This is a genomic window from Arthrobacter sp. TJ-178 (genome assembly GCF_058269275.1).
This window is the reverse complement of the sequence record NZ_JBZCNK010000002.1, coordinates 606,732-628,755: the sequence shown is the minus strand read 5'-3', so window position 1 is coordinate 628,755 and position 22,024 is coordinate 606,732. Positions and strand designations below refer to the sequence as shown.

The 22,024-nt window shown below is 62.7% G+C and carries 17 protein-coding genes; 11 read left to right on the top strand and 6 right to left on the bottom strand.

The genetic code is table 11. The features are described 5' to 3' along the window. Window positions 1-131 precede the first annotated feature (131 nt). On the bottom strand, window positions 132-3,554 hold the full coding sequence (locus tag AC4D2Q_RS09150; RefSeq protein ID WP_490946144.1) for an N-6 DNA methylase: 3,423 nt from the start codon (window positions 3,552-3,554) through the stop codon (window positions 132-134). A gap of 198 nt (window positions 3,555-3,752) precedes the next feature. Here AC4D2Q_RS09150 and AC4D2Q_RS09145 point away from each other — a divergent pair, with 198 nt between their 5' ends. Both AC4D2Q_RS09145 and AC4D2Q_RS09140 read left to right on the top strand, forming a co-directional pair. Further along, window positions 3,753-4,118: a variant leucine-rich repeat-containing protein gene (locus AC4D2Q_RS09145; RefSeq protein WP_490946143.1), complete on the top strand. Its 366-nt coding sequence runs from the start codon at window positions 3,753-3,755 to the stop codon at window positions 4,116-4,118. 86 nt (window positions 4,119-4,204) lie between these two features. Next, window positions 4,205-5,467 (top strand): arginine deiminase, encoded by a 1,263-nt coding sequence (locus tag AC4D2Q_RS09140; protein ID WP_490946142.1) that lies wholly within the window; start codon window positions 4,205-4,207, stop codon window positions 5,465-5,467. A 204-nt stretch (window positions 5,468-5,671) separates the two neighbouring features. On the opposite strand, the gene AC4D2Q_RS09135 is transcribed toward AC4D2Q_RS09140, so the two are convergent. Both AC4D2Q_RS09135 and AC4D2Q_RS09130 read right to left on the bottom strand, forming a co-directional pair. After that, entirely contained in the window at window positions 5,672-6,574 is a 903-nt protein-coding gene (locus AC4D2Q_RS09135) for an HNH endonuclease family protein (RefSeq protein ID WP_490946141.1), read from the bottom strand. A 235-nt stretch (window positions 6,575-6,809) separates the two neighbouring features. Then, entirely contained in the window at window positions 6,810-7,922 is a 1,113-nt protein-coding gene (locus AC4D2Q_RS09130) for an epoxide hydrolase family protein (RefSeq protein WP_490946140.1), read from the bottom strand. A 237-nt stretch (window positions 7,923-8,159) separates the two neighbouring features. Between AC4D2Q_RS09130 and AC4D2Q_RS09125 the strand changes: the two genes are divergently transcribed. After that, window positions 8,160-9,608, top strand: a complete 1,449-nt coding sequence (locus AC4D2Q_RS09125) for a basic amino acid/polyamine antiporter (RefSeq protein WP_490946139.1) — start codon at window positions 8,160-8,162, stop codon at window positions 9,606-9,608. A 15-nt stretch (window positions 9,609-9,623) separates the two neighbouring features. Here the strand turns inward: AC4D2Q_RS09125 and AC4D2Q_RS09120 are convergent, their stop codons facing one another. Together AC4D2Q_RS09120 and AC4D2Q_RS09115 are read right to left on the bottom strand one after the other, a co-directional pair. Beyond that, window positions 9,624-10,031, bottom strand: a complete 408-nt coding sequence (locus AC4D2Q_RS09120) for a hypothetical protein (RefSeq protein ID WP_490946138.1) — start codon at window positions 10,029-10,031, stop codon at window positions 9,624-9,626. Window positions 10,032-10,231: 200 nt separating this feature from the next. Then, window positions 10,232-10,690 carry a hypothetical protein gene (locus AC4D2Q_RS09115; protein WP_490946137.1) on the bottom strand — a complete coding sequence of 153 codons (459 nt, stop codon included), beginning with the start codon at window positions 10,688-10,690 and terminating at the stop codon, window positions 10,232-10,234. On the opposite strand from AC4D2Q_RS09115, the gene AC4D2Q_RS09110 reads away from it, so the two are divergent. From AC4D2Q_RS09110 to AC4D2Q_RS09080, 7 genes are all read left to right on the top strand, one after another. Further along, window positions 10,689-11,090: an excalibur calcium-binding domain-containing protein gene (locus AC4D2Q_RS09110; RefSeq protein WP_490946136.1), complete on the top strand. Its 402-nt coding sequence runs from the start codon at window positions 10,689-10,691 to the stop codon at window positions 11,088-11,090. The two genes, AC4D2Q_RS09115 and AC4D2Q_RS09110, sit on opposite strands and share 2 nt — an antisense overlap. Before the next feature lie 176 nt (window positions 11,091-11,266). Continuing rightward, entirely contained in the window at window positions 11,267-12,475 is a 1,209-nt protein-coding gene (locus AC4D2Q_RS09105) for an alpha-hydroxy acid oxidase (RefSeq protein ID WP_490946135.1), read from the top strand. A 383-nt stretch (window positions 12,476-12,858) separates the two neighbouring features. Further along, the gene (locus AC4D2Q_RS09100) at window positions 12,859-16,128 is read left to right on the top strand and encodes a glycoside hydrolase family 3 C-terminal domain-containing protein (protein ID WP_490946134.1); all 3,270 of its coding nucleotides are present in this window, start codon (window positions 12,859-12,861) and stop codon (window positions 16,126-16,128) included. Between the two features lie 282 nt (window positions 16,129-16,410). After that, a complete protein-coding gene (locus AC4D2Q_RS09095; RefSeq protein WP_490946133.1) occupies window positions 16,411-17,430 on the top strand; it encodes an iron-siderophore ABC transporter substrate-binding protein in 1,020 nt (339 codons plus the stop codon). Next, window positions 17,427-18,470: a FecCD family ABC transporter permease gene (locus AC4D2Q_RS09090; protein WP_490946132.1), complete on the top strand. Its 1,044-nt coding sequence runs from the start codon at window positions 17,427-17,429 to the stop codon at window positions 18,468-18,470. Before AC4D2Q_RS09095 ends, AC4D2Q_RS09090 begins: the two co-directional genes overlap by 4 nt. Then, the gene (locus tag AC4D2Q_RS09085) at window positions 18,467-19,531 is read left to right on the top strand and encodes a FecCD family ABC transporter permease (RefSeq protein ID WP_490946131.1); all 1,065 of its coding nucleotides are present in this window, start codon (window positions 18,467-18,469) and stop codon (window positions 19,529-19,531) included. Before AC4D2Q_RS09090 ends, AC4D2Q_RS09085 begins: the two co-directional genes overlap by 4 nt. Then, the gene (locus tag AC4D2Q_RS09080; RefSeq protein WP_490946130.1) at window positions 19,528-20,364 is read left to right on the top strand and encodes an ABC transporter ATP-binding protein; all 837 of its coding nucleotides are present in this window, start codon (window positions 19,528-19,530) and stop codon (window positions 20,362-20,364) included. Before AC4D2Q_RS09085 ends, AC4D2Q_RS09080 begins: the two co-directional genes overlap by 4 nt. A gap of 36 nt (window positions 20,365-20,400) precedes the next feature. Here AC4D2Q_RS09080 and AC4D2Q_RS09075 read toward each other — a convergent pair whose 3' ends face one another. Next, the gene (locus tag AC4D2Q_RS09075) at window positions 20,401-20,847 is read right to left on the bottom strand and encodes an HD domain-containing protein (RefSeq protein ID WP_490946129.1); all 447 of its coding nucleotides are present in this window, start codon (window positions 20,845-20,847) and stop codon (window positions 20,401-20,403) included. A 249-nt stretch (window positions 20,848-21,096) separates the two neighbouring features. Here AC4D2Q_RS09075 and AC4D2Q_RS09070 point away from each other — a divergent pair, with 249 nt between their 5' ends. Continuing rightward, complete coding sequence (locus tag AC4D2Q_RS09070; protein WP_490946128.1) at window positions 21,097-21,945, top strand: SDR family oxidoreductase; 849 nt, start codon at window positions 21,097-21,099, stop codon at window positions 21,943-21,945. The last annotated feature ends 79 nt before the right edge of the window (window positions 21,946-22,024 follow it).

The following is a 22,024-nucleotide window of genomic DNA, read 5'->3' as shown; positions in this document are numbered from 1 at the left end:
GGCTGGTTGACGATGCCCGATGCCTGACGGCGTTGTGGGATCCACGGGACACCAACGCAGGCAGCTGGCGTCTCCAAGTGTGAGCCGGTGCCCGACAACCCGTCGGGCGTGATGGTGCGTTGCCCCCAGTCTCACCACAATTCCGTTCTGAGCTTGTCACGTTTTACATCAAGGCTGAGGGCTGAATCCTCAAATATCCTCATGAAACCGCGGAGGTTATGCGCTGGAAGCACAGGAATATCTAGCTGCATAAGGTATGAACTATTCAGACTCTTTCCAATTTTTTTACTTCCGCTGTCTCCGTGCTTCAATACTTCCTCCGGGAACAAAGTAAACAAAGCGTTTAAATACTCTGGCGTGACGTGAATATCTTTATCGGTTCCTGGACTTACCCACGCTGGTCGAATAATGAGTCCAGCGATAGCCTCATTTGTATAGAGATCTTTTCCGGCAATTGCAGTAGCACCAATAGTCAGCTTGAAGCTGAGTAAAACCGTTCCTGCTGGAATGAGCTTCACATTAGAGTCCGCAACTCCGTGGTCTGTAATCATTCTTGTTGAGGAGGAAACAACACCCCCCTTCTTGAGGTCCGCTACGCTCAGCCATGTATTTGTGCCGCCCCTATAGTACTGGGGTTTTTGCGTGGACGGAGTGCCACCGATTACGACCTCCGCGATGTGGCCCAGTTTGACTGTCTTCGCAGAGTAAACCTCTCTATCCGCTCGACGCGCCGTCCTCAGCGATACCTGGAAGGGCATTGCGTCGAATTCAATGAGATCACATAAAGGTAAAATCGTCGTGTGAGCCTGAAGTGTCGAAGGCACGGCAAGATCGAGCTTGCCGAGAAAATTGTCGCGAATCAGACTACTGATCTTATCGGGATTGTTTCTCTGCTCTTGATCTAAAAGCGGGCTGTCAATGACATCAGAACCGGACAGATACATCATGCCCTCATGGCGGCTACGGTCACTAAATCGATATCCTAGAAAGGCCTCCTGTTGTGCCTTGGGTGCAGGGGCAATTGATGTTACAACGTTCTGGCCCGCCGCCAAATACCAAACCCTTAGCCTGTCCCTTTCTGAAGCTTGGATAAACGATCGAAACAACTCTCTCTCTAAGAGTTTTTGCGCTACCTTAGATCCATCGCGATACCCTTTTGACTTACTCATTTTCTTTATGACCGAACTCTGTTCAAACGCAAAAGCGTAGTCTCTGATTAGTCGAATATCACTATAGTCTGAGGGATTATCAACAATCCCGAAATAATCCTCTAATGTGTCGACTCCCGTAACCTGCTTGACGTAACCTAGGAAAACATGGAACATATTGTCCCTTTGTTGATCCTTGCGGCTTGTTAGGAACTTTTCCACCGCCATGTCTGCCAGGTGGCCCGCATCGCCGGGGCGTTTCCTAAGAAATAGGCAACTCGTGGGTGTGCCCGTCATCATAAAGGTTGAACTGCCAAATGAGGTGATCCCTAGGATTTCAAACTGATCAATGAGGATGCGCCTAGCATCGGTCTCAATACCATTATTCGAAAGAAGAGACGTTGGAAAAATAACTCCGGCAACTCCGCCGACTTTCAGCAGCTGCGCAGTCCGTTCCAGAAACAGGCATTCGATTTCGTCAGATTCGTTTGTCAGCCTTGAGGCGAGCTGAAAAGAAGTGCTGACATCCACCGTCATCATCTTGCATTGTTTCACTGAGAACGGTGGGTTCGCCATGACGGCATCAAACACCTGGTTATCACGTTTGGACCTGCCTGTGGGGTTCACCTTCCTGTGGAGCAGTCCCTGATGCCCGATGTAATCGGGATCAGTGTCAAAGTTACCCAATCCGTCTGCACAGATAACATTGGCTAGTCCATCGCCATTCAGGAAGCAACTAACTTTCGCGGTTTTTGCAAGCCGATAGTCCTTTTCTACGCCGTAGACGAACTCGCGGGCCCAAGCATAGTCGTGAGACCAGCTCAACAAATTCGATGATTGTGACCGGTTGAGGTTTACGGACTCCGAAGATCGCAAGTTCTGCAGTATTTGTTCAAGGCGTTCCATTCCTTCCGTAAGAAAGTGGCCGCTGCCGGAGGCATAGTCAATAATGTAGGGAAGAAAGTTGGACTCTCCGGCGGTTATTTTCTTTTCAATCATCTCCTCAAATGGCAGGCTATCTGTGATGAAGCGGGCGATCGGGATAGGCGTGAAAAATTGTCCGGATTCCTGTTTTACACCGGTGTTTAGCAACCGCTCAAAGAAATTCCCCATAAACGGATGTTTATGCGTATATCGCAGTCTAATGCCTTGTAGTAAGCGCACGACATCCCTAACGATACTTGCATTTCTTTCGAAAGAACGGTCATCGTATATTTCAATAAAGTTAAAGTCGTTGTCTTTGAAAAGCCTGAGCTTCGAAAACATTGCTCGGAGCTGAGATTGTTGTTCGTGACTAAGATTTTCTATTGCGCCGTGAAGGCCTTCCGAACTGAGATCCTCGACGTCCAATTCCAAGTATTGCTTGAGGCCTCTCTGGTACAAGTTATTTAGGCGGTCTAAAACAATTACTGCTGTTTCCTGTCCACCCCATTGAAATTCCAGAAATTCGTGGCCTGTTTTTTCTTCGTCGTTTATCTTGCATATGAATAAGTTAAAGATTTTATTAAAAGCGTTCGGCTTGTCGGATACTGTATGTCTGCGGAGTATTTCTGTGAAAGCATTGAAGATACGTCCGCCATCAGCTTCGGACATGTCTCGAAGATCCGAAATGCGGAGCCGCGTTTCAATGCGTTCATATGGGAGGGCATCGAAAAGTCCACTCGAAAAGGTTTCCTTCGTCCATGAATCATAGACTTGCTGAAGGTTGGAGCCGGTGATACCGACAGTGTCGACCGCTTCATATTGTAATTCTGTCCCGTCCAAACGAATTCGGGACGCATAAACCACGAATATGCGCGTGTCTCGCTCCTGTATGAAGTATGAGAACACCTGACCGCCGTTGGGCTGGAGCAAGCGCTCTTTTTCTTTGTTGTACTCTTCACCCCAAGTCTTACATTCAATCAGCATGTAAGACTTCGAACGCTCATCAAGCACCTGAATATCAAGGTACTTATCGTTGCGTCCGACCCTGAATGCCTTTTCCAGTAGGATGGAGTTGGGATTATATCCTTGTTCCAGTAGCCTATTAACACATTCAAGGACAACCAGGGATTCTGCCTGACCCAAATTCGAAGTGGTTCGTCTTCCGATCTGAATCTTGTTGCCATAGTCCACCGTGGCTGGTGTCTTTCCGAGGTCCACCGATACGACATAACCATGGGCGTATATTTTCGAGACGACGCCCTCTTTTGTGCCACTGTATCCGAGTAAACACAGCTGATCGTAAAGGAGGGAGTTATTGGGTTGGGGAAAGGTTGATAGGGGAATTTCTTGGCCTCGTTCTGGGTAGGATCTGGATCCATGGGTTTTCCATCTCCGGGCGCAAGGATCCAGCGCTACGACTCGAGATTCAAAGACCATGCTACCTAACATGGTGGCATCCGCAGCAGGTTGCGGGGTCGCCACGATTCCGAGAGTCGCGCCGCCAGTGGCCCGCAATACCGGCCGGGTGTCGGTGGCGCGCCCCGCGCGTGGCTGCTTTCGGTTTATGGACTCATACGCCGAAGGCTCGGCGCCATACCGGGACGCGCTTCAGCCGACGATTCGGAGACCGCTGCTCCTTCTGGAAGGATGTTTATAAGGCTACTTACAAAGGAGAATCCCGTGCAGAACGAAACGCAGGAACATCCCGCTGACGAGAATGCCCTGTCCACCCCCGAGACAACAACCCGGCGCACCGCCCCGCTGATGAACATCCCGGCGGCGGAGATCGTGAACGCCGGAGCATCAGCAGCCAAGCCCCGGGACGTCGATCCCGCAGAGGTCGCCATCCTGGCCGAAGCCGAAGATCCCGGCACCCCGAACCTTCGACTGCAGGAACTGGCCACCGACCAGCCGATCGCACGCCCCGCCGTCGCCGCCAACCCGGCCGCCGGACCCGAACTGCTGACCTGGCTCCGCGCCCTGGACGACCCCGCCGTCAACGAAGCGCTCCGCCGCCGCGCACAGATCGATCCCCGAACATACTGAACCGCGAACAGATCGATCCGCGAGCAGACTGAACTGGGACACTGGTTCCAGGAATGATCCTCGTGCCAAGAATCAAGGAGAACCGCATGCTTTCCCCAACCTCCACCGGCAAGGCCGCGTCCTACGGGATCCACTCCGAGGTCGGCAAGCTGCGCAAGGTCCTCGTCTGCGCGCCGGGCCTGGCCCATGAACGGCTCACCCCCACCAACCGTGAAGATCTGCTCTTCGACGACGTGATGTGGGTGGAAAACGCCCAGCGCGACCACGCCGACTTCGTCGCCAAGATGACCAGCCGCGGGGTCGACGTCGTCGAACTCCACGACCTGCTCGGGCAGACTATGGACATCCCCGAGGCGCGGACCTGGCTGCTGGACCGCAAAATCATCGCCAACCGCGTCGGCCTCGGCCTGGTGCCCGGCACCCGGGCCTTCCTGGATTCACTGACCGGTGCGGAACTGGCGCGGATCCTCATCGGCGGGCTGACGACGTCGGACCTTCCCGATGACTATCTCTCCGGCTACGTGGGCCTGGTCCGGGAATCGCAGGGCCGGCCCGAGTACCTGCTGCCGCCGCTGCCCAACACCCTCTACACCCGGGACACCACCTGCTGGATCGGCTCCGGGCTGACCCTGAACCCGCTGTACTGGCCGGCTCGGCACGACGAAACCCTGCTGATGCAGGCCATCTACCGGTTCCATCCGGACTACACCGGCTCGAAGATCTGGTGGGGCGACGCGGAAAAGGACTGGAGCCAGGCCTACCTGGAGGGCGGCGACGTCATGCCGGTGGGCAACGGCACCGTGCTGCTGGGCATGGGGGAGCGGACCTCCCGGCAGGCCATCACCCAGCTCGCGCAGGCCCTGTTTCAGGACGAAGCCGCCGAGCGGATCGTCGTCGCGGGCATGCCCAAGCTGCGCGCCGCCATGCACCTGGACACCGTCTTCACCTTCGCCGATCGGGACCTGGCCACCATCCACCCGGCCATCGTGGACGGCATCCACCCCTTCACCATTCATCCCTCGGACAAGCCACTGGGTCTGGAAGTGCGCGACGAGCGCGACCGCCGCTTCGTCGACGTCGTCGCCGAAGCCATGGGCTACAAGCAGCTGCGCCTGGTGGAGACCGCCGGGGACTACCACGCCACCGAACGCCAGCAGTGGGACAGCGCGAACAACGCCGTCGCCCTGGAACCGGGCGTGGTGTTCACCTACGACCGCAACACCCAGACCAACGCGGCGCTGCGCAACGCCGGCGTCGAGGTCATCCCCATTGTGGGCGCCGAGCTCGGCCGGGGCCGCGGCGGCGGGCACTGCATGACCTGCCCGATCATCCGCGACCCGATCGACTGACATTGACACTTGCGCTGGAACTTGCAAACCCGGACCCCGTCACTGGCGCAGGCGCTATCCACACAGCGTAGAAGTTCCCTTTTCTGCCGTGGCATCTGCGGGTCTTTCCTGCGCGGCCGAGGGTGCTGCTCCGTTACGTGCAAGCTGGCAGCGAACGTCGCTGCGTCGTGAGGCCAATTCCCTGACGGACGCTAGGGGCAAGCACTAGCTATGAAGGACGGAATGCTCCTTGAAGGAAGTGGCTGTTTCCGGATTGAATGCCAGACAGAGCTTTCCCTGCAAGGCGGCCACAGCGTCTGCAACGGCCGTGGTCTCCGGCTTTCTGCCTGCGTGGATTGTCCCTGCTCCGTCCACCAAGATGTAGCCCCATTCGAAGAGTGAGTCGCACCCAAGGGAGCAGACCAGCATAGCGACGGCGTTGAAGTTCGTGCGTTCAGCGTTATTGCAAAGGCTGCGCGGCTTGATATGGCCTGCGATGAGAAGACGCCGAGGATAGGATTCGCCGCAGACGGCGCAGAGCGCCGTCACCCGGTTGCCCAGCAGGTGGCTACGCAGGTCCGCCTGCTCTGTGCGGAGCATCGTAAACGCTGAAGCATCAGTTCCTTGGCCATTCCACCAGCTCTCAGGACGTCCCATAAACCCGTCGTTCTGTTCTGGCAGGCTAACCCCAACTTCCTTCAGCAGGCTCAAGCCTTCCTCTTCGGTCAAGCTCGAAAGGAACCTTTCCGCAGGCCGTCCCGCCGAGTGCAGTGGCGCGTCCTTTCGACCGTACTGAATGAGCTCGGCCACCCGTGTGTAAGGAAGTTTCAGGCGGGTGGCGAGGGGATCAACACGGACCAGCCAACCGTCGTCTTTTTCTCCGATCCTCCCTGGGCGATATGCCGCAGGGCGGGGGCAGTCCTGCCAAGGGTGGGTTACAACGCTGACCGCACGGACGTACCCATGTGCGTGATGGATAACAACGTCCCCCGCTTGAAGTTCCTTGATGAACGCTCTGGAATTATCCAGTTTGCGGCCATTAGGACGTTCGCAGGTCCAGAGGGAACCTTCTTGAATTGCGTCCTTGTAGTTGCTGTTCTGCGTCGCCCACCAAAACTTCATATCCACACTCTGCCACCAGAGTCGATGCCGACTCTGGCGGCTCGCCCTAATTGTGCGGAACCGTAGGCGGGGTGCCGGGATTTGCCTTTCCGCTTCGTGGGTTTCGCCTTAAGTGTGGGGCGAATTCTACCCACGCTAATGAACACGAGTGGGTGGTCCGTTGAGAGTATGCAAGGCGGCGGCGAGCCTGCAGTGCGGCGGCGCCGGCGGGTTACTTGTCGGTGGAGACGCCGCGCTTCCGCTAGGACCAGCCCGCATCCACAGCGGCACGAATGCCCTGCAGGTATTCCTCCGGACGCTCCCAGGCAGCGAAATGGCCGCCCTTGGCGTACTCCTGCCACTGCGCCACGTTGAAGAAGCGTTCGGCGAATTGCCGCGGGGCGTTGGCCAGGTCCTTCGGGAACAGGGTGAACACCGTCGGCGCCTCGATCCGCGGCCAGCCGGTAGGCCGGCCCGCAGCATAGGGAGCGAACGATGTCCCAATGGAACCGGTCAGCCAGTAGGAACTGATCCACGTCAGGGCCTCCTCATAGCTGAACGCATTCGTCAGGGTCCCCTCCGAATCGGTCCAGCGGATCAGCTTTTCCCCGATCCATGCCGCCAGCCCGGCAGGGGAGTCGCCCAGCCCGGCAGCCAGCGTGTGCGGGCGGGTCGCCTGCTCGTGCGCGTACCCGCCCTCGGCCGACTGCCAGCGGGCCGTGCTTTCAGCATAGGCTCGCTCCTCCCCGTCCAGGTCAGCGGGCGGGTCGAGGTTGATGTGGTACTGGGACACATCGGTCAAATGCAGGGCGGCAACGGCACCGGGATGCCGCACCGCCAGGGCCTCGGCCACGTCCGAGCCCACATCGCCGGCAGAAACCATATACCGGGCGAACCCAAACTCGGACATCGCCTCGGCAATCGCATCGGCCATGGCCACAGTCGACAGCCCTCCGCCGGTCACCGCAGCAGCGAAGGGAAAACCGGGCAGCGCCGGAGCAACATAGGTCAGGTCCGTGAGCAGCGGAAACAGGCGCTGGAACCGCAGGATCGAATCGGGCCAGCCATGCAGCAGCAAAACCACGGGGGACGACGGCGACTGCCGGGCACCGGCTGCCCGGGACACGATCGCGCGGATTGGCACCTGCGCCAGCTCCGTCTCCGCCCACGGGTAGGCCGAAATCCAGGCTTCCTGGGCGGGCCAGCTGAACTCCGTGCGCCAGTAGCCCACCAGCTCCGTCAGCACGTCCCCTCCCACGCCTAGGAAACCGGCGTCGGGCAATTGGACCTGCGGCACAGGGCGGAAGCGGGAGAGCCGGTCAGCGAGGTCCTCGACGGCGCCGGGCGGGGTGGGGACGTAGGCGTTCTCTTTCACGGCTGCTCCTCATCACGGCCACACACGATGGCGAAAACACTAAGGGGTCTCCGGGTGGAACGGAATACTGTCCGCGCCTGCGTGCGGGCCGCCGATTCGGACCCGGTCGGCTCCTTCTGAGAGAATAATGCTAAGACTGCTGACGAAAGATGATCTCCTGCAGGAAGCGGTCCGTCCCTCCACTGTTGTCTAACCGGTGTGACCACAGCCGCCGCCACACCCGATTGGAAAAGAACCATGTCTAATCCGCCTGCTCTGGGGGAGAAGGCTCCAGCGGCTAAGCTCTCCCTGCTGACCCTCACCACTGTGGTGATCGGGTCCATGGTCGGGGCCGGGGTGTTTTCCCTGCCCCAGCGCTTCGCCGAGGAAACCGGAGTGTGGGGTGCGCTGGTCGCCTGGCTGATTGCAGGGTCCGGCATGCTGATGCTGGCCTTTGTGTTCCAGCGGCTGTCCATGCGCAAGCCGGCGCTTGATGCGGGGATCTTCGCCTATGCCAAGGCCGGTTTCGGAAATTATGTGGGGTTCTTCTCTGCCGCGGGTTACTGGGCCAGCGCCTGCGTTGGAAACGTCACCTACTGGGTGCTCACCATGTCCACGCTGGGAGTCCTCTTTCCGCAGTTGGGCGCAGGGGACACCCTCCTCGCCGTCGTGCTCTCCTCGGCCGGGCTGTGGGGATTCTTCTTCCTGATCAGGCGCGGCATCAAGGAAGCCACGGCCATTAATCGGATAGTCACGATCGCCAAGGTTGTTCCTATCCTGGTCTTCGTACTGTTTGCTGTCTTCCTGTTCGACCCCGCGGTCTTCGCAGGAAACCTTACCGGGGCGGAGTACACGGGGCCGCTGTTCGAGCAGGTCAGCAACACGATGCTGGTGACGGTCTTCGTGTTCCTCGGGGTTGAAGGTGCCAGCGTGTATTCGCGCCATGCCCGACGGCGGGAGGACGTTGGCCGGGCCACCATCCTCGGCTTTCTGAGTGTTTTTGCCATCTTTGCCTCGGTCACGATCGTTTCCTACGGGGTCCTGCCGATGGAGCAGCTCGCCGCGCTGCGGCAACCCTCCATGGCGGGAGTCCTGGAAGCGGGAGTGGGGACTTGGGGGCTGGTGTTCGTCAGCGCAGGCCTGATCATTTCGGTGATGGGGGCTTACCTGGCTTGGAGCCTGATGGCGGCGGAGGTCCTGTACGTGGCCGCCACAGAGAAGGACATGCCGCGGTTCCTGTCCCGGGTCAGCGACAACGATGTCCCGGTCAACGCCCTGCTGCTGAGCACCCTGCTCAGCCAGCTGGTCATGGTCATCACCTACTTCTCCGAGGACGCCTTCGACTTCGCATTGGACATGACCGCGGTCCTGACGTTGTTTTCCCTCCTTTTCGCGGCCCTCTACGCCCTCAAGCTCGGCTGGAGCGGCGAAACGTATGAAGGAGCCCCGAGCCGCATCCGGCGGGGTGACCTGACCGTTGCCGTCATTGCCACCGTTTACTCGGTGTTCCTGGTCTACGCCGCCGGGCTGCCGCTGGTGCTGCTCTCTATGATCTTCTACGCCCCCGCCACCGTCCTGTTTGTGATCGCGCGCGGTGAACAGGGGCAGCGCGTCTTCCGGGGAGGGGAGCTGTTCCTTTTCCTGATTGCGCTGGCAGGAGCCGTTGCAGCTGTGCTTGCCCTGGCCCGGGGCTGGATAGCGCTCTGAGCTAGAGGGTAGGCATTACCCGGCTGGCGCACCCGTCGCGGTTCCGGGAGCGTTCTCACCATGCGTTTCCCCGGCCGTCTTCCGGGCCGAAATGTTCCGCCAGTGAAGGAATACCGCTACGACGATGAGCGGAATGTGGATGGCAGGGAGATTCCTGGCGAGCCATTGCGGGAGATAGATGTCAGTGACAGACCCGTTGCTGTCTCCGAGCTCTCGTGCCACGGCGGTAAGCGGGCAGTGGAAACCGTTGCCGGCGAAGACGAGGATTTCCGCGGTGACCACCGCGGCCGCGATCCCTACCCTCCGGTCAGTCCGCTTCCGGACGCCGGCGTAGAGAACATAAAGCATGCAAGCCTCGATGGTGAACCACGCGAATGTGTGAAAGGCCTTCACCGCTCTAAGCAGCCCGCTGCGTTCATCCATGCTTCATTGTCGTGCCGACTCTCGGGAAAGCGAGGCCTGATTCCCTCCTTCCGTTCAATGGGTGTTCAGAATGCTAAAGCTCACGGCGCTGATGCAGAGAAGGTGATTCAGAGCCTGCGCCGAGGCGAATGCAGAAGATCGAAAATTGTCATTATGGCCTCCCCGAAGGCTGTAGGCTGTGGACTCGATGCGATTGCATCTTAAACAGCGCACTCATTCGGTGCAGCTATTTCCCAGTCTTTTGTCCATGGGGGACTCATGCCTTTCTCGTCTTTTACCCGGGCGCGCGCGCACGCCCGCACACTGTCGTTGGGTGCTCTCACCCTCACTGCAGTCCTCGCCGTAGCCAGCTGCGGTGCCAGTGACGGAGCCGAAGCTGCCGCCGTCACCACTCCTTCGCCCACCACATCTTCGGCAACGCCGACCCCGACGGCGACTCGGACGCCCACGGCTACGCCGACACCAACACCCACCCAGATAGCGAACCAAAGCTGTACAACCGCGGGAATGGTTCGAACGGCCGACACCGTCGCAACAGCCAGCCCGAGTCCGACGGCGACGGCTTCCGGCGCTGCCAAGCCCTCGCCGCCGTCCTCGCCATCGTCCTCGCCAACAACCACGCAGGCATCTCCGTCAGCGACGCCCACCATGCAGAGCATGGTCTATATCTGCACCGAGGATGACAACGGAGCACTCATTTGGATGGATAAGGAGAGTTCGGTGAACCTCCTCGCGGCACGTGAGGCCGCGGCCGAGAAACAAGCTGCCGAAGACCGGAAAAATGCTGAACCGGCACCCGTGCCCGTGGAGCCTGCTCCGGCACCCGAGCCGCCTGCACCCGCCCCGGAACCCGCACCTGCGCCGGCACCAGAACCGGCACCGGTACCGGTGGCTCCCATCCCGGAGCCGGCCCAGGTGATTCCTGAGCCAGCGCCGGCTGCCGCTTACTACAAGAATTGTGCCGCGGCACGTGCAGCAGGTGCAGCCCCTGTGTATGCCGGCCAGCCGGGTTACGGGTCCCATTTGGACCGCGACGGCGACGGAGTTGCCTGCGAGTAATTCCCGGCTCGGCGTGGGAGTCCGGGAAACACTTCCCGGGCTCCCACGGATTTTGGCGCTGCTTTGAACCCTGGACTGTCTCGACCGGAACCCGGGCCTGAAACAAACCCGAGGAATTGGCCGCCCACTGCAGTACCGTGCAACTCTGGCCTTCCCGGACATGAGGAGCAGCAGCCATGAAACGCAGGATCCCGCAGTACAAAGACCTCCGCGACCTGATTCAGTTTCAGCCCTTTGACCTGGACCGCCGCCGGGCACGGCTGGCCAAGGCCACCAATGTGTGGGAACTGCGGGACATTGCCAAGCGCCGGATCCCGGCTGCGGCCTTCGACTACGTGGACGGCGGTTCCTTCGGCGAGCAGACCCTGCAGCGCAACCGGGCCGCGTTCAACGACGTCGAATTTGTGCCGAATGTGCTGCGCGACGTCACGAGCGTGGACCTGAGCACGAAGATCACCGGCACCGAATCCGCGATGCCGGTGGGCATCGGACCCACCGGCCTGACCCGGCTGATGCACTCCGAGGGCGAAATTGGGGGAGCGCAGGCCGCCGCCGCGTTCGGCGTTCCGTTTTCGCTGTCCACCATGGGCACGGCATCCATCGAGGAACTCACCGAGGCGGTGCCCGACGCCGCCACATGGTTCCAGCTATACCTCTGGAAGGATCGGGCCCGGTCCAAGGAACTGGTGGACCGTGCCGCTGCCGCCGGCTACGGAGCGCTGATCGTCACCGTGGACACTCCGGTGGCCGGAGCCCGGCTGCGGGACACGCGCAACGGCATGACCATGCCGCCCACCTTGACACCCAAAACCATTCTCGATGCCTCCTACCGGCCGGAGTGGTGGTTCAACTTCCTCACCACCAAACCGCTGGGATTCGCCAACTTCGAGGGGGAGCGGGTGTCCCTGGCGGACACCGTGAACACCATGTTTGAACCCTCGCTGAACATGGAGGACCTGGACTGGCTGCGGGAGACCTGGCCGGGCAAGCTGATCGTCAAGGGCATCCAGAACCCGGCCGACGCCGTCGAGGTCTTCACCCGCGGCGCGGATGCGATTGTGGTCTCCAACCACGGCGGCCGCCAGCTGGACCGGGCCCCGGTGCCGCTGCGGATCCTTCCCTCCATCCGCGCCGCCGTCGGGCCCGATGCGGAAATCATCCTGGACTCGGGCATCATGTCCGGCGGCGATATTGTGGCCGCGATTGCCGCCGGCGCCGACTTTACGCTGATCGGCCGGGCCTACCTGTACGGGCTGATGGCCGGCGGGCGGCAGGGCGTCGAGCGGACGCTGGAGATACTGCGTGCCGAGATGACCGTGGTGATGCAGCTGCTCGGCGTTACTCACCTCGCGGAGCTGACCCCGGAACACATACGCAGCGTATAGGAAAACTGCCCGAATACGCCCGCATAAAGGCTGCCTCTCACGGGTAGGCCGCCCGTAGCAGCGGCACCGCCTGATCACCGGATTCGCGGCAGGCCGGTTCTAAACGACCGAATTCGCACCAAGTAGTAGCGGAAGTACGCAATTAAGCGGGTGTTTTTTGCCATTCCCAGCCCCGTAAAACCCCTTCTAGACTCCGGTTACGCACATTCACACTCGCAACTGTTGGGCAATCACCGTAAACCTCGGCACAGGCGGCTGAGGGTTATTGCGGCGTTTGCACTTCCCTCGTTTCGGCATGGCATCACTGAGGCCGGCGCGCACTAACCCCTGCATACGGTGATGCCTTAATTCACTCGGCACCGCCGCAAAATTGAGGAGCTTGTATGTTCAGATTAAAACGCCGCACGGCGCGCCGGTACGGATTGGTGGCCTTTTTGGGGCTGTTTGCCGTGACCGGTTTTCTCCCCTCGGCGGTGGGTGCAGACGACGTCACACCGTTGCAGGCTGATCCGGCCTATACGGTCCAGCCGCCGCCTTTTACGGATATCGCCGGGGATCCTTTTGAAGCGGACATCCTGTTTATTGCCGCTAACGGAATCACCACCGGATTCCCGGACGGCACCTACCGGCCGCTGGCGCCCGTTGCCCGCGATGCGATGGCCGCTTTCATTTACCGGCTGGCGGGGCAGCCATATTTCGAGGCACCGGCCACCTCGCCGTTTACCGACATCACGCCGCAAACACAGTTTTATAAGGAAATTACGTGGCTTGCCTCCACTGGAATCACCACCGGCTACCCGGACGGCACTTTTCGACCGCTGACCCCGGTTGCCAGGGACGCGATGGCGGCATTCATGAACCGCTACAGCGGCACCTACTGCAGCATTGAGGCGGCACGGGATTTCCCGGCGCCCACGACGCCGCCGTTCACTGACGTGCCGGTGGACCTGCAGTTCGCCACGGACATTGCCTGGATGAAGGAGGCGGGGATTTCCACCGGCTGGCCGGACGGGACATACCGGCCATTACTTCCGGTGGAACGAAATGCAATGGCTGCATTCATGGAACGGCTGGACAGGTACAACGGCAGCCAGGGCGGCTGTAATCCGCCGGTCCCGGCGGGCAATCCGTGGCTGGGCAGCGACGAGGATGCCCTCACCCGGGCCTCCTGGGCCACCGCCGCGATGAACCTGAACCAGAAGGTCGGATACCTGGTCCAGTCGGGCGGCACCGGGGTTCCCGAATTCGGTCTGCCACCGATCCGGGGCAAGGACGGCTGCTGCGGCCTGGCACTGGAGACCGGTCCGTCCACCGCGTTGCCGGTTGGCGTGGGCCTGGCCTCCACCTTCGATTCCACTCTGGCCCGCGCTTACGGCGCGGTGGGCGGAGAGGAAGCCCGCGCCGTCGGCTTCAATTCCCTTGCCGGGCCCACCATGGACCTGGTCAACACCCCCTTCAACGGACGGATGTGGGAGGACCTGGGCGAAGACCCCATGCTGAGCGGAGACGCGGCAGCAGCCCAGGTGATCGGCGAACAGGGCCCGGACATCATAGCCCTGCCCAAGCACTACAACCTGAACAACTTTGAATCCCGCAGGGGCGACGTCAACGCCATTATTGAGGAACGGCCGCTGCTGGAGACTTACAGCCGCAACTGGGAAAACGTTGTGGTGAACGGAAACGCCGGATCCGTCATGTGCGCGTTCAACCAAGTGAACTCCGAGTACTCGTGCGGCAACGACCTGCTGCTGAACCAGATCCTGAAGGGCCGGCTGGGGTTCCAGGGCTATGTCAGCTCGGACTTCAACGCATCCCATGCGTTCTCCGACTACGCGAACGGGCTGGACGTTTCAGGACCCGGAACCGAGTTCTCGGGGCCGGCCCTGACTGCAGCCGTGGAAGCCGGCGAGGTTTCCGAACTGCGGATCACCGATGCCGCGCGCCGCGTGGCCTACGCCATGTTCGAGAACGGCATCATCGACAACCCGCCGGTGAACTCCTTCGTGAATCCGCAGCCAACGGACGTGGCAATTCCGGACAACATGCTGGCCGCCCATGACGCGATCGCTGAGCAGGTGGCCGAAAATGCCATCGTCCTGCTGAAGAACGGCGGTGATGCTCTTCCGCTGGTCAACGCCGATACCTCCTCGGTGGCTGTCATCGGATCCGATGCAGACTGGTATATCGACGGCGGCGGCTCGGGCGCGGTCCAGAATCCGGCGCAGCTGACCACCATCCTGGACGGCATCACCGCCCGGGCCACGGGTGCCACAGTCACCCAGTCCGCCGGAACAGACCCGGTGTCACTGGCGGACACGGTTCCCGGACCGTTCCCGATGCCAAGCGACGTGCTCACGAACGTCAATGCCGAGTACCGGCTGGGCGTGGACAATTTCACCGGAGCGACCACACTGGCCCGCGCTGAGCGTCAGGTGAACCTGCGGACCGGCATTTCGGCGGACGTCATTAACACGTCGCAGGTCCCCGGGATCGGCGGCGAGCTGGCTACACAGCCCATGTCCGCGGTCTGGACCGGAACGATCGTGCCGCCGTCGACGGGAACGTACACGCTCACCCTTACCCATCTGGGCACTGCACGGCTCTACGTCAACGGAACAGAGGTCATCAACGAACCCGCGGACACCCTGTTGACGGATGAGGTAACGGTGGACCTCACGGCCGGAACCACTGTCCCGGTGCGGGTGGAATACACCACCGACGCGCCGAACCAGTTCAACGGCGGGCTCAATGACCAGCCGGGCGCCATCGCCCGGCTGGGCTGGACTCCGCCCGAGGGTGTGGTGGCACCGAGCATCACCGCCGCTGCGCAGGCGGCAGCGGCGGCCGACGTTGCTGTTGTGGTGGCTCGGGACTACACCGGAGAGGGAGCGGACCGCGGTTCGCTGGTGCTGCCGCAAAATCAGGACGCCCTGATCAGCGCGGTAGTCGCAGCCAACCCGAATACCGTCGTCGTGCTGGCCACCAGCGGACCGGTGACCATGCCCTGGATCGACGACGTGCCTGCGGTCCTGGAAGCCTGGTACGCCGGGCAGGCCCAGGGGCGGGCCGTCGCCTCAGTGCTCTACGGAGATGTGAATCCGTCCGGGAAGCTGCCGGTCACGTTCCCGGTCAGTGATGAGCAGGCCACCACTGTTGGGCCGTCGAACCCGTTCGACATCTTTGACGTGGTGAGCCCAACGGTGGATTACACCGACGGAGTGTTTGTTGGGTACAAGAACTATGTGACCCAGGGTGCGGTTCCGCTGTTCCCCTTTGGCCACGGGCTCTCCTACACATCGTTCGGCTACTCGAACCTGTCCACACCCGCGGTGGTGGATGCGGACAATCCGAGCGGAAACGTGTCGGTGCGGGTGTCCAACCTCGGGACCCGCACCGGTGAGGAAACCGTGCAGGTCTACGTGGGCACCCTCCCGGGTGACGAGCCGACGCCGGCCCGGCAGCTGGCCGGATACGGCAGCATCACCCTCCGGCCCGGCGGGGTGGGAACGGTGAACATTGACCTTGATCCGCGGTCCCTGCAGTACTGGGACGACGACGCGGATGACTTTGTCACCCCCACCGGGCCCGTCTCGATCTATGTGGGAAGTTCCGTCACTGACACCCGCCTCGTTGGGCAGGTGACCGTGCAGTAGCCGGCGCAGGCAGTGGCCGGCACTGTTCAGTAGCCGGCAGCGAATTCGGTGGAGCCCGGGATATCTCCCGGGCTCCACCCATGTCCGCTGGCGTCTCCTTCACCCATCAGAGACGCCCGATGAGATGGATATGCCTCTCATCACACCCGTAACAAGTGTCACAACTTTGGTTAGGCATGCCTTAGTCTTATTTTGTTAGGCAATCCTAAAACCAGTGCGATGCCCCCGGTGCGCGCCTGTGGCCGCCGGGTTGCTCCCCACTGTTGACGAAGGAATACCACCTTGCGCCTTTCACGACTCACTGCCGTCACCGCGGCAGTGCTGCTGACCGTTGGACTCTCCGCCTGCGCCACCTCCGAGGCCAGCACCGACGAAGCCACCGGCTCCTCCTGGGAGCCAGTCACCATCGAACACGCCCTGGGCACCACCACCATCGAGACCAAGCCCGAGCGTGTGGCCACGGTCAACTGGGCGAACCACGAGGTGCCGCTGGCCCTGGGCATCGTCCCCGTGGGGATGGCGGCAGCGAACTACGGCGACGACGACGGCGACGGCCTGCTTCCGTGGGTCAGTGAAAAGCTCGAGGAACTCGGCGGCGAAACCCCGGTGCTCTTCGACGAAAACGACGGCATCGACTTTGAAGCCGTGGCCGACACCAACCCGGACGTCATCCTCGCGGCCTACTCCGGTCTGAGTCAGGAGGACTACGACACGCTGAGCGAAATCGCCCCCGTGGTCGCCTATCCGGAAACCGCCTGGGGCACCCCCTGGCGCGAAATGATCGAGATGAACTCCGAGGCGCTGGGGATGAAAGAGGAAGGCGAAGAGCTCATCGCGGACCTCGAGACAGAAATGTCCGACGCCGCCGCCGAGCACCCGGACCTCGAAGGCAAGAACGCCATGTTCCTGACCCACGTGGACACCACCGACCTCAGCCAAGTCAGCTTCTACACCACCAAGGACACCCGCACCATGTTCTTCGAGGACATGGGCATGGCCGTCGCCGACAGCGTGAAGACCGCCTCGGACGCCACCGACCAGTTCTCCCTGACGCAGAGCGCCGAGCAGGCCGACGCCTTCAATGACGTGGACGTGATCGTCAGCTACGGCGGCCAGGAACTCGTCACCGCACTGGAATCCGATCCTCTGCTCTCGCAGATCCCCGCCGTCGCCAACGGCTCCATTGTCCTGCTGCCCGACACCCCGCTGGGCACCGCGGCCAACCCGACCCCGCTGGCCATCTCCTGGGTCCTGAACGATTACCTGGATCTGCTTTCCGACGCCGCAGCCAAGGCGAAGTGACACCACACAACACGGTGACGGCGCCGGTCGCTTTCCGGCGCCGTCGCCCGGCCCGGCTGCGTGCGCTCTGGTTCCTGGTGGCGTGTGCCGTGCTCGCCGCCCTGATGCTCGCCAGCATCACGGTGGGCGCGCGCGACGTCGGCTGGAACGACATTCTTGCCGCACTGGGCGGCTCGGCCGACGGCTTTGACCAGGCCGCCGTCGCCAAGCGGATTCCGCGCACGCTGCTCGCCGGCGCGGCCGGCGCCGCCCTGGGCCTCTCGGGCGCCGTCATGCAGGGCGTGACCCGCAATCCGCTGGCCGATCCGGGCATCCTCGGCATCAACATGGGAGCCTCGCTGGCAATTGTGGCCGGCATGGCGTTCTTTGGCCTGGCCGCCGCCTCCAGCTATGTCTGGCTGGCGATCGCCGGTGCCGGCATCACCGCCGTCTTTGTCTACCTGATCGGTTCGCTGGGCCGGGGCGCCGCCACACCGCTGAAACTCGCGCTGGCCGGCGCCGCAACGTCCGCCGCACTGGCCTCCTTTGTCAGCGCCATCGTGCTGCCGCGCAACGACCTGGCGCAGGGCGTGCGCTCCTGGCAGATCGGCGGCGTGGGCGGCGGCTCCTATGACAGCCTGGGCCAGATCCTGCCTTTCCTGCTGGCCGGCTTTGCCATTTGCCTGCTCTCGGCCCGCGGGCTGAATTCGCTGGCCCTGGGCGATGAGCTTGCGGCCGGCCTGGGTGAACGCGTGGCCCTGGCCCGCGGAGGCGCAGCCCTCGGGGCCGTCATTCTCTGCGGAGCCAGCACCGCGGTGACCGGCCCCATCGCCTTCGTGGGACTGGTGGTTCCGCACGCCTGCCGGCTACTCGCCGGTGTGGACCACCGCTGGCTGCTGCCTTTCACCGCCGTCGCCGGCGCCGCCCTGGTGACCGCCGCCGACGTCGTCGGCCGCGTCATCGCCCGCCCCGCCGAGATCGACGTCGGCATCATCACCGCGCTGATCGGCGCCCCGTTCTTCATCTACATTGTCCGCCGGCAGAAGGTGCGTGCCCTGTGAGCACTGAAGTCTCCGCCGTGGAAACCGCCGGCGAAACCACGGCCGACGCCGTCGCCCGGGTCCGCCACGGCGCCACCTCCCGCTACCGGCTGGTGGTAACCCTCCTTGCCGTGGCAATCCTGGCCGTCTTCGCGCTGAGCCTGATGGCCGGGCGCACGTTCTACGCCCCGGGCGACGTGCTCAACGTGATCTTCGGGCACGACATCCCCGGCGCCTCGTTCGCCGTCGGGCGCCTGCGCCTGCCGCGTGCGGTGCTGGCAGTGCTGACCGGCGCCTGCTTCGGCCTGGCCGGCGTGGCGTTCCAGACCATGCTCCGCAATCCGCTGGCCAGCCCGGACATTATCGGCATCAGCTCCGGTGCCGGCGCGGGAGCTGCGTTTGCCATTGTCGGGCTCGGCCTGGGCGGCACCGCGGTGTCCACCTTCGCCATCGTCTCCGGCCTGGCCGTGGCGGTGGCCGTGTACGCGCTGTCCTATAAGCGGGGAGTGGCGGACACCCGGCTGATTTTGGTGGGCATCGGCATCGCCGCGATGCTGGATTCGGTCACCGCCTACGTGCTGAACCAGGCCCCGGACTGGAAACTGCAGGAGGCCATGCGCTGGCTGACCGGCAGCCTCAACGGTGCCTCCTGGAACCAGGTCCTGCCGGTGCTCGCCGCCCTGGCGGTGCTGGCACCGCTGCTGCTGAGCCAGTCAAAGAACCTGGCCGTCACCCGGCTCGGCGACGACGCCGCCTCCGCCCTGGGGGTGCGCGTGAACCTCACCCGGATTGTGGTGATCGTGACCGCCGTCGGGCTCATTTCCTTTGCCACCGCGGCCGCCGGACCCATCGCTTTCGTCGCGTTCCTCTCCGGACCGATCGCGGCCCGGCTGGTGGGCCCGGGCCCGTCGCTGCTGATTCCCGCCGGACTGGTGGGCGCGCTGCTGGTGCTCGTGGCGGATTTCTGCGGCCAGTACGCCTTCGGCACCCGGATGCCGGTGGGCGTCATCACCGGGGTGCTCGGCGCTCCGTTCCTTGTTTACCTCATTGTCCGCGTCAACCGCGCAGGAGCCTCGCTGTGACCGCAACCCATACCCTGAACGTCGAAAACCTCACGCTGGGCTACGGCGACCGCACGGTCATCGACTCCCTGGATCTGGTGGTTCCGGCCGGGAAGGTCACCGCGATCATCGGCGCCAACGCGTGCGGCAAGTCCACGTTGCTGCGCTCGATGTCGCGGCTGCTCGCCCCGCGCTCCGGGCATGTGCTGCTGGACGGCAAGGCGGTGCATTCGATTCCGGCCAAGCAGCTGGCCCGCACGCTGGGGCTGCTGCCGCAGTCGCCGATCGCGCCCGAAGGCATTACGGTTGCCGATCTGGTGGGCCGCGGCCGGCATCCGCACCAGGGGATCTTTGCACGCTGGAGCAAGGACGACGACGCCGCCGTCGCCGCCGCGCTCGACGCCACCGAAACCGCCGCGCTGGCTGACCGGGCCGTGGACGAACTCTCCGGCGGGCAGCGCCAGCGGGTCTGGATCGCGATGGCACTGGCACAGCAGACTGATTTGCTGCTGCTGGACGAACCGACCACGTTCCTGGACGTCTCCCATCAGATCGAGGTGCTGGATCTGCTCACCGATCTGAACCGTTCCCGCGGCACCACCATTGTGATGGTGCTGCATGACCTCAACCTGGCCGCCCGCTACGCTGACCACCTCGTGGCTGTGGCGGACGGGAAACTGCACGCCGCCGGCCGGCCGGAGGACGTGCTCACCGAGGCAACCGTGCGGACCGTCTTCGGGATGGACAACATGGTGATCACCGACCCGTCATCGGGCAAGCCGCTGATGCTGCCCCTGGGCCGGCACCACATGGTGGACGCCCGTAACTCAGAGGCCGGCACTCCCCGGAATTGAGCGCCGGGCATTCGATTGAGCCCGGCCTTCTTCCGGTTAGTGACCGGCCAACACGCTCCGCGCGTGCTCGTACTTTGCGGCCAGCCGCTGCCGGGTCTCGGGGTCCAGCCGGGCCGTACGGGCGGGATCGGTGTTGTCATCCAGATCTGCCTGCTTGACTGCCCGCGCGATCCGGTTGGCCCGCACCCGCCGATAGTAGGCATCCCGGTCCTCGTCGGCCCGCTTGGTCATGGCATCGACGGCGGCAACAACCTCGGCCGGGAACTGCCGGGCCAAGTCGGCCAGGGTCACCGGTGTGTCCTCCACAACGTCGTGCAGCCACGCCACCGCCTGCGCCGCTTCCAGATCCTCGGCGGCGGCATGCCGGGTCACGTGCCCGGCCACCCGGCCGGGATGTCCGATATACGGAGAGCCGTTCTTGTCCACCTGTCCCTGATGAGCCTGGGTGGCGACTTCCTTCGCCTCGGTCACTAGATCGCGCATGGTGTGCCTCGCTTTCTGCCGTGGATCCCACGGCGTTGTGGAGCTCTGATCTGACGATAACGCGTGCCCCTGACATAGAGGCTGCGGGCCACGGACGGCGGAGTGCCGTGCGGGCGCCGGAGCATGCGCGGGGAATTTAAACCGTGACTTCCACCGCCGCCTGTAGTTGGATGACAGGACACCGGCTGCCCCGGATCCGCTGCACCTGCGGCCGGACCGGGGACAGGCCAACAACTGGGGGAGAACTACATGGGACGAGTTAGCGGAAAGACTGTACTGATCAGCGGGGGAGCACGCGGCATCGGAGCGGCGGCAGCCCGGCGCCTGGCCGATGAAGGAGCACAAGTGGTCATCGGCGACCTGCTCGACGCGGAAGGACAAGCACTGGCCGAAAGCCTCGGCGCCGGCAACGGGGAATCGGGGGCCTACGTCCACCTGGATGTCACGAACCCGGAGGATTGGGCCGCCGCCGTGCAGGAGGCCGAAAACCGCTTCGGCGGACTGGATGTGCTGGTCAACAATGCCGGAATCGCCAACTTCGGCAGCATCGAGGACTACACGCTGGAGCAGTGGAACAGCATCATCGCCGTGAACCTGACCGGAGTGTTCCTGGGCATCAAGGCTGTCCTCGAACCGATGAAGCGTTCCGCCGGAGCGTCCATTATCAATGTCTCCTCCACCGCCGGCCTGCAGGGTTATAAGGACCTGCCCGGCTATACAGCTGCCAAGTACGGGGTGCGGGGAATGACCAAATCGGTGGCCCTTGACCTGGGCCCGTACGGGATTCGGGTGAACTCGGTGCATCCGGGCGCGGTGCGGACCCCCATGACCGACGGGCTCGACGGCGGCCAGCAGCACGTCGCGCTGCACCGCATGGGTGAACCCGAGGAGATCGCCAACCTGGTGCTGTTCCTGGCCAGCGATGAATCCAGCTTCTCCACCGGCGCCGAGTTTGTGGCCGACGGCGGGGAAACCGCAGGGCTTGCCCACAACGAGGCGGTGGAACTGAGCTCGGAGCCGACTCAGGCGCCGTCGTCGGCCGCTGGCTTCTCCGCTCCCGCTGAACCGTCTGCCGTTCCGGCCCCGCCCGTCATGTAAGGGCAGGATTCGGCAGAAACAGGTGAGGGCCCCGGAAAATTCCGGCGCCCTCACCTGTTTGCTGCCGCCTAAAGAGGCA

Excerpts from the sequence above, each read along its gene's own strand:
- AC4D2Q_RS09140 (WP_490946142.1), top strand. The coding sequence starts at position 4,205 with ATGCTTTCCCCAACCTCCACCGGCAAGGCCGCGTCCTACGGGATCCAC.
- AC4D2Q_RS09125 (WP_490946139.1), top strand. The coding sequence starts at position 8,160 with ATGTCTAATCCGCCTGCTCTGGGGGAGAAGGCTCCAGCGGCTAAGCTC.
- AC4D2Q_RS09120 (WP_490946138.1), bottom strand. The coding sequence starts at position 10,031 with ATGGATGAACGCAGCGGGCTGCTTAGAGCGGTGAAGGCCTTTCACACA.
- AC4D2Q_RS09110 (WP_490946136.1), top strand. The coding sequence starts at position 10,689 with ATGGTCTATATCTGCACCGAGGATGACAACGGAGCACTCATTTGGATG.
- AC4D2Q_RS09115 (WP_490946137.1), bottom strand. The coding sequence starts at position 10,690 with ATGCTCTGCATGGTGGGCGTCGCTGACGGAGATGCCTGCGTGGTTGTT.
- AC4D2Q_RS09105 (WP_490946135.1), top strand. The coding sequence starts at position 11,267 with ATGAAACGCAGGATCCCGCAGTACAAAGACCTCCGCGACCTGATTCAG.
- AC4D2Q_RS09100 (WP_490946134.1), top strand. The coding sequence starts at position 12,859 with ATGTTCAGATTAAAACGCCGCACGGCGCGCCGGTACGGATTGGTGGCC.
- AC4D2Q_RS09075 (WP_490946129.1), bottom strand. The coding sequence starts at position 20,847 with ATGCGCGATCTAGTGACCGAGGCGAAGGAAGTCGCCACCCAGGCTCAT.
- AC4D2Q_RS09070 (WP_490946128.1), top strand. The coding sequence starts at position 21,097 with ATGGGACGAGTTAGCGGAAAGACTGTACTGATCAGCGGGGGAGCACGC.